The sequence below is a fragment of the Vulcanococcus sp. genome, assembly GCF_044369115.1.
Taxonomy (GTDB): Bacteria; Cyanobacteriota; Cyanobacteriia; order PCC-6307; family Cyanobiaceae; genus Vulcanococcus.
Map to the genome: position 1 here is coordinate 1 of NZ_JBIPMN010000131.1, position 7,677 is coordinate 7,677.

The 7,677-nt window shown below is 65.7% G+C and carries 7 protein-coding genes; 6 read left to right on the forward strand and 1 reads right to left on the reverse strand.

From position 1 onward, the window contains the following. Nucleotides 1-873, reverse strand: an 873-nt coding sequence (locus ACIQ2E_RS10550) for a class I SAM-dependent methyltransferase (protein WP_398330007.1), incomplete at its 3' end; no start/stop codon positions are given. 152 nt (nucleotides 874-1,025) lie between these two features. On the opposite strand from ACIQ2E_RS10550, the gene ACIQ2E_RS10555 reads away from it, so the two are divergent. The 6 genes from ACIQ2E_RS10555 to ACIQ2E_RS10580 form a co-directional block, all read left to right on the forward strand. Next, nucleotides 1,026-4,058: a phycobilisome rod-core linker polypeptide gene (locus ACIQ2E_RS10555; protein ID WP_398330010.1), complete on the forward strand. Its 3,033-nt coding sequence runs from the start codon at nucleotides 1,026-1,028 to the stop codon at nucleotides 4,056-4,058. A gap of 437 nt (nucleotides 4,059-4,495) precedes the next feature. Continuing rightward, nucleotides 4,496-4,981, forward strand: coding sequence for an allophycocyanin (locus tag ACIQ2E_RS10560; protein ID WP_296448718.1), 486 nt, complete (start codon nucleotides 4,496-4,498; stop codon nucleotides 4,979-4,981). Nucleotides 4,982-5,022: 41 nt separating this feature from the next. Further along, nucleotides 5,023-5,511 carry an allophycocyanin subunit beta gene (gene apcB, locus ACIQ2E_RS10565; protein ID WP_010310952.1) on the forward strand — a complete coding sequence of 163 codons (489 nt, stop codon included), beginning with the start codon at nucleotides 5,023-5,025 and terminating at the stop codon, nucleotides 5,509-5,511. Nucleotides 5,512-5,543: 32 nt separating this feature from the next. Beyond that, nucleotides 5,544-5,744 (forward strand): phycobilisome linker polypeptide, encoded by a 201-nt coding sequence (locus ACIQ2E_RS10570; RefSeq protein WP_010310954.1) that lies wholly within the window; start codon nucleotides 5,544-5,546, stop codon nucleotides 5,742-5,744. 126 nt (nucleotides 5,745-5,870) lie between these two features. Next, nucleotides 5,871-7,070 (forward strand): FtsW/RodA/SpoVE family cell cycle protein, encoded by a 1,200-nt coding sequence (locus ACIQ2E_RS10575; RefSeq protein ID WP_398330015.1) that lies wholly within the window; start codon nucleotides 5,871-5,873, stop codon nucleotides 7,068-7,070. 25 nt (nucleotides 7,071-7,095) lie between these two features. Beyond that, nucleotides 7,096-7,677 (forward strand): cytochrome c biogenesis CcdA family protein (locus ACIQ2E_RS10580; protein WP_398330018.1); only part of this gene is annotated, 582 nt, incomplete at its 3' end.

Here is a 7,677-nt window from a genome sequence, read left to right on the forward strand (position 1 = left end):
GAGCTGCCACTGCTGCAAAGGAGGCAGAGCCTGGGCCCGCTCCAGCAATTCGCCTTGTAGAAGCCGGGCCGGATCCCACACCTGGGAATTGGAGAAGCCGGCGAACTCAAGATCGGCCGAGGCCACGAAGGCCATCAACCGCTCGAGGCTGTAGCTGGTCTCCTGGGGATGCAGGTACATGTCGGCGAAGTTGGCGTCCGCCGCGCAATCGATCGCCCAGCGCTGCTCATGGTGCCGGCGCAACCGGTTGTGCTCTGGCAGTTCAGCCAGCAGCTGGCGCCCGAGTCTCAGCCCCTCATCGCCAGTGCCCACGCCCATAGCCGTGAGCGCCCGCTGGGTGCGGTGGATCTCCCAGCGCCCGCCATCGGCATACAAAAAAAGATGGAGCAGCGCCCCGGGCTTCAGCAGCGCCGCCAGAGCCTTCAGCCCGGCTTCCGGCTGCCGCAGGTGATGGAGCACCCCAACCGAATTGATGTAGTCAAACGGGTCTTCATTCTCCAGCTCCAACAGGCTGCGGTTTTCGATCCGCACCTGGGCCTGCTCATGGCCTCCGGAGCGGCGCAGGCGCTCCCGCGCCACCTGGAGCGTGCCCGGCGAAATATCCACGGCCAGGATCTCGGCGCCCGGATTGAGATGGGCCAGGTAATCGGTGCTCACTCCGGTGCCGCAGCCGGCATCCAGGACGCGCAGGGGCGCTCCATCCGCCGAACGGGGTGCCACAGCGCCCGTGCAGGCGGCATAGGCCGCATCCACGCACCAGCGCCAGTTGTATCCAGGCGGTGGGCCGTCCTGCAGGGGATCACCGGGATAGGGGAATCGGTCGTAAAAGGCGCTCACCACTGGGGTGGCGGCATCAGCCGGGGCCTGGGTCATGGCGCAGGAGCAGCTCCGCAACCGAGCGAGCTTTTCATGGCTCGGGGGGCCGAGAGGCTGGTGCTTGGGCCCGGCTGCAAACATTTGTTCATGGGCCGCCGGGAGGCCAGAGGGCCAGCCGTAACGTGCCTTGGCCTGGTTCGCTCTCCTCCATGACTGTGACCGCCAGCAGCGGCAGCAGCAGGGTTGCTCCTCAGCGCTACGACACCCTGCCGCTCTCCAGCGTCCGCGAGGCGGAACAGCAGGACCGCTTCCTTGATGGCGGTGAGCTGAACACCCTGGTGACCTTCTTCCAGAGCGGTCAGCTGCGGGTTGAAGCCGCCCGTCGCGTTTCGGCCAACGCCGAAGCGATCGTGGCCCGTGCCGCCAGCCGGATCTTCGCCGGTGGCACCCCGCTCTCCTATCTGGATGCACCCCTCAGCCCCGTGGCTGACGCCGGTGCCACCCCCCTCGCCACCGACCAAGCCGCCTTCCAGCGCTCGGTGCAAACCTTCGCTGGTGCCAGCGGCGCCAGCAAGCGCGGCAACGCCCTCACCCGCCTGCTCGAAGGTGCCGGTGGCGACGCCGATGTGCGCGTGGTGCTGCCCACCGGCTTCAGCCCGATCTCGGTGGCCCGCTACGGCACCGAGCGGATGAAGAAATCGATCCGCGACCTGGCCTGGTTCCTGCGCTATGTGGGCTATGCCGTGGTGGCCGGCGATCCGAGCATCCTGCGGGTGAACACCCGCGGCCTGCGTGATGTGCTCGAAAAGGGCTGCTCCCTGGCGGCGACCAACGTGGCGCTGCAGGAAATGCGCGCCGGCGCAGCCGAGCTGCTCAAAGACCTGCCGGAAGCCCGCCAGCTGCTGATCGACAGCTTCAACGTGCTGCTCGAAGAGCTGGCCGTTCCCACCCCCTCACCCCGCCAGCGCCTGGGCAGCCCTGAGAACCAGGGCCTGCAGCTGCCGGCGATCTATGCCCTCGCAGCCCAGGGCAAGGCCCAGCGCTTCAACATGAAGCCCGGCATGAGTGGTGCCCAGAAGGCCGAAGTGGTGCGCGCCGCCTACCGCCAGGTGTTCGAGCGCGACATCGCGAAGGCCTACAGCCAAATGCCCTGCCCGGTGGAAGCCACCCAGGTGCGCCAGGGCGACATCTCGATGCGGGAGTTCATCCGCTCCCTGGGCCACAGCAAGGAGTACCAGCAGCAGTTCTACGGGCGCTTCGTCAACAGCCGCGTGGTGGAACTGGCCTTCCGCCACTTCCTCGGCCGCGGCATCAGCTCCCGCGAGGAATTCACCCGCTACTTCGACATCGTGTCCGCCCAGGGCCTCAAGGGCCTGGTGGATGCGCTGGTGAACAGCATGGAGTACGCCCAGGTGTTCGGGGAGGAAACCGTTCCCTACCTGCGCGACATCGGCGAAGAAGCACAGGAGAGCGCCGGCTGGGGCTCCAACCGCAAGCTGTTCCGCTTCAGCGCACCATTTGAGGGTGCCCCTCAATACGTCACCCTCTACGCCAGCTACCGCCAGCCCTACGCCGATCAGCACCCCTACGGCGGCGGCAACGACCCGCTGGGACTGACCTACGGCGCGATCTTCCCCTCCGGCACCGCCAACGTTGGCACCCGCCCCGCCCCGATCCGTTACGACACCCGCCGGATCCTGGTGGGCAATGGCATGCGCCAGCCGGGCCAGATGAACAGCCCGCAGTTCCGCGCCTCCACCCCGCGCAAGCTCGGCCCGAAGGTGGTGCGCCTGCAGCAGATCGCCACCGGCGGCAACTCGGTGCCCCGCCGCGGCGGCCAACCCAGCATCCGCAACACCGAAGCCAGCACCCAGTCGGTGATCCGCGCCGTGTATGTGCAGGTGCTCGGCAACACCGGCTATGCCGGAGAGCAGAACAAGGTTGAGGAGATCAAGCTCGAGAACGGCGACCTGAGCCTGCGCGAATTCGTGCGCCAGGTGGCCCGCAGCGATGCCTTCCGCCGCCGCTACTGGAGTGGTCTTTACATCTGCAAGGCGATCGAGGTGATGCACCGCCGCCTGCTCGGCCGCCCCACCTTCGGCCGCTGGGAGATCGACACCTACTTCGACGTGGCAGCCCGTAAGGGTTTCTATGGCGTGGTGGACGCCATGCTCAACAGCGCCGAATACTCCGAGGCGTTCGGGGAAGACACCGTTCCCTACGAGCGCTTTATCACCCCCACCGATCTGAACACCCGCCGCGTTCCCGCCCTCAAGCGGGCCTTCAATGCTGCGGCGTACGCCGACATCACACCAAAGATCCGGCCAGAGGTAAACCCGCCCGAGCGCTTCCGCGGCAGCGGCAGCCTCACCGAGCGCAACCTGGCGGGCCGCAGCGGCGTGATCCGCGGAGTGTGGAGCGCCACCCTCACCGGGGGTGAAACCCTGGCGCCAACCACCCGGGCATCCACCGGGCCCGGTTCCGTGCAAACCCGGCCGGCGCCTGAGCGCCGCTGGAGTGCACCGCGCTGGCAGCCTGGCGGCGGTGCGGCCCCCACCTGGAGTGCCGGCACCACCAGCTTCGTGGCTGCCCCCGCTGCTCCGGCCACCGGCACCACGATCGGCTTTGGCGGCGGCTGGAGCTCAGCCGTATCGAGCGGTGCCGTAGGTGCTCCTGCTGAGCAACCCGGCGCAGCCATGACCACGGCCCTCAAGCCGGGCACCCTGCAGGGCTTCAGCAAGCGGCGCAGCCTCGGCACCACCGTGAAGCTCTCCATGCGCCCCACCAGCGCCGAGGTGAACGAGGCGATCGAAGCGGTGTATCGCCAGCTGCTTGGGCGTCAGCCCCTGGCCGCCGAAGCCCTCAGCGATGCCGAATCGCAACTGCGCAACGGCAAGCTGAGTGTGGCTGAATTCGTGGCACGGGTTGCCGGCAGCGATTTGTTTGTGAGCCGACTCAACCGCATGGCCCCCTTCAAAGCAGCCGCTGCTGCTCACCTCGCCCTGCTGGGCCGGGCCGCCCAGCCAGCTGAATCCAGCCGTTTCCTGGCCACTCGCTGCAACAACGGCCTTCGCAGTGCCATTGATGCGGTACTCAACTCCTCCGAGTACGCCAGCAGCTTCGGACGCGACACCGTGCCCTACCTCAAGGGGATGAGCACCAGCGATGGCATCCCGCTGAGCACGGTGAACCGCACCGCAGCGCTTTATGGCGGCAACGCCGCGCTGAACCCCACCGCCTGATCTCAGATCCAGCTCTGACTAACCCGCGCCAAGCGATCAAACCCTCTGCCAAATGGCAGAGGGTTTTTCATGTGCGCGGAATTTTTTGGAACAAAAGCGCGCACAATCTTTGCCAACAAAATGCAACAAAGAAGCGATTGAAGCGCGATTAATTATGAACAACTGCCAAGCAGATCACTGTGAACAATCACCTGAAAAACCCAGTCGCTGCAGGGGTTTTCAAGGGCAAGACTCGCCGTGAAGAACTGTTACCGGGAGCAGGGGGGCTGCAGGGCTCTGCCACAGAATGACTCGGCGGACAGCACTGCTGCCGCGCCTTCAGTCACCCGCCCCCGACGCAGCCTGCTGCGGGAGGAGCACACCTCTGAAGACCTCCCCCCTTACCCACCGGATATCGGTCACCGTTTAGGCGACCGCTTGTTTCGAGGCAGAACTGCATGAGCATCGTCTCCAACTCGATCATCAACGCGGACGCCGAAGCCCGCTACCTCAGCCCTGGCGAACTCGACCAGATCAAGGCTTTCGTGAGCGGCGGTCAGCGTCGTCTTCGCGTCGCCCAGGTCCTGGCCGAGAGCCGCGAGCGCATCGTCAAGACCGCTGGCGGTGCTCTGTTCCAGAAGCGCCCCGACGTCATCTCTCCTGGCGGCAACGCCTACGGCGAGGAAATGACCGCGTCCTGCCTGCGCGACATGGACTACTACCTGCGCCTGGTGACCTACGGCATCGTCGCTGGTGATGTGACCCCGATCGAAGAAATCGGAATCATTGGCGCCAAGGAGATGTATCGCTCCCTGGGCACCCCCCTCGAAGCCATGGCTGAAGCCGTGCGCGAGATGAAGAACGCCGCCATGAGCCTGCTCACCGGTGGTGATGCCGAAGAGGCTGGCTTCTACTTCGACTACGTCGTCGGCGCCCTCTCCTGAGGATCTTTCTTCTCTAACCACCGCCTCTTCCATCAGGTTCCATGCAAGACGCCATCACCAACGTCATCAACCAGGCCGACGTTCAGGGCCTTTACCTGGACACCTCCTCCATGGGTCGCCTGGAGCAGTACTTCGCCAGCGGTGAGCTGCGCGTTCGTGCCGCTGCCACCATCAGCGCTAACGCTTCCGCGATCATCAAGGAAGCCGTGGCCAAGTCGCTGCTGTACTCGGACATCACCCGTCCCGGCGGCAACATGTACACCTGCCGTCGCTATGCAGCCTGCATCCGCGACCTCGACTACTACCTGCGCTACGCCACCTACGCCATGCTGGCTGGTGACACCTCGATCCTCGACGAGCGCGTGCTGAACGGCCTCAAGGAGACCTATAACTCCCTGGGCGTGCCCATCGGTGCCACCGTGCAGTCGATCCAGGCCATGAAGGAAGTCACCGCCTCCCTGGTGGGTCCCGATGCCGGCCGTGAAATGGGCGTGTATTTCGACTACATCAGCTCTGGCCTGGGTAACTGATCCCTGCCTTCGGCCCACTTCGAGGATCCCCCATGCGCCTGTTCAAAGTCACAGCCTGCATCCCCTGCCCTGAAAAAGCCCGTTCCCAGCGCGAGCTGCAGAACACTTTTTTCACCAAGTGGGTGCCCTACGAAAGCTGGTTCGCTGAGCAACAGCGGATCATGAAGCAAGGCGGCAAGATCCTGAAGGTTGAACTGGTCTCCGGTCGCCGTCAGGTGAACGTGGGCAACTGATCTTCAGAGCCATTCCGACCGATTCGCGTCGTTCAAAAGCCCGGCAATGCCGGGCTTTTTTATTGCGCTCGTGTTGGCAAGGCCACCGCAAATACGGGATAGTCGGAACCTCAGTTCTGCGCAGCATTGGCCCGTTCCGGCAATCCATCGGCTTTGCTGCCGGTTCCCTTACGGCATTGGCCCGCCGAAGCGCGCCTGCTGCTGGGCATGGTGGCCCTGTGGAGCGTGCTTGGCCTGGTGGTGCTCGGCTCCGCCAGCTGGTGGGTGGCGGCCCGCGAAATGGGCGATCCCACTTACTACCTCAAGCGCCAGGCCATCTGGATGGTGGCCAGCTGGGGCCTGCTCTATCTGGGGGTGAAAATCAACCTGCGCCGATGGCTGCGCATGGCCGGGCCAGCCCTGCTGGTAGGCATGGTGCTCGTGGCCCTCACCCTGGTGATCGGCAGCACAGTGAACGGAGCCAGCCGCTGGCTGGTGATCGGGCCGATTCAGATCCAGCCCACCGAGTTGATCAAACCCTTTCTGGTGCTGCAGGGCGCTGCTCTCTTCTCCCACTGGAGCCGCATCGCACCCGACCAGAAGCTCACCTGGCTTGGGGTTTTCGCCGTCACCCTCGGACTGATCCTCAAGCAGCCCAACCTGAGCACGGCGGCCCTCTGCGGGATCCTGCTCTGGCTGATGGCGCTGGCATCGGGCCTACCGCTCTGGGCCATGCTCGGCAGCGCTGGCGTAGGCCTCAGCGTGGCGATCGGCAGCATCTCGATCAACGAGTACCAACGCATCCGCGTGACCTCCTTCCTCAACCCCTGGAGGGATGCCCAGGGCGATGGCTATCAGCTGGTGCAGAGCCTGCTGGCCATCGGCTCCGGCGGGGTATGGGGGGAAGGCTTCGGCCTTTCCACGCAGAAGCTGCAATACCTGCCGATCCAGAGCACCGATTTCATCTTTGCCGTGTTCGCCGAGGAATTCGGCTACGTGGGCTCGGTGCTGCTGCTGCTGTTCCTGTTGCTGTTCGGCTTTGTGGGGCTGCGCGTGGCGCTCAGCTGCCGCAGCAACCAGCAACGCCTCGTGGCCATCGGCTGCACCAGCCTGCTGGTGGGGCAATCGATCCTCAACATCGCCGTGGCAAGCGGCGCCATGCCCACCACTGGCCTGCCGCTGCCGATGATCAGCTACGGCGGCAACTCGCTGCTCTCAAGCCTCCTCACCGCCGGACTGCTGCTGCGCTGCGCCCTGGAAGGTGCCGGACTCGAGCCCGGTCGGCCCCGCCGCCGCGAAGAGCGCCAGCGGGAAGGCTCAGCCCGCGGAACCCTCTCGATAGGCTGACCCCACTGCCGACTCAAGAACCGCGATGGTGGCTCCGGCCCTGGCCGACTGGGCCCGCAGCGGAGAGCAGCTGCTCAGCACTTCCCTGGCCCATCCCGGTGCCCTGACGCTGCTGCTGGTGTTCACCGGTGGTCTGCTCACCAGCCTCGGCCCCTGCTCCCTGTCGTTACTACCCATCACCCTGGCCTACCTGGCCGGTTTTGACGATCAACAGGAGCGCCCCTGGCAGCGCAGCCTCAGCTTCTGCGGGGGCATCGTGGCGTCGCTGGTGCTGCTCGGGCTGGCCAGTGGTGCCCTGGGGCGCATTTACGGGCAGGTGCCTGGCCTTGTGCCCACCCTGGTGGCCATCCTGGCCGTGCTCATGGGCCTTAACCTTCTCGGCCTGCTACCTCTGCAGCTTCCAAGCGGGCCCGACCCCGAGCAATGGCGTCAGCGGGTGCCCAAGGCCCTGGCGCCGCTGGCAGCTGGCCTGGCCTTCGGGCTGGCTGCTTCTCCCTGCACCACGCCGGTGTTGGCGGTGTTGCTGGCCTGGATCGCCCAGGCCGGCGATCCGCTGGCGGGCGTGGTGCTGCTCACCGCGTTCGCCGCCGGCCAGGTGATGCCCTTG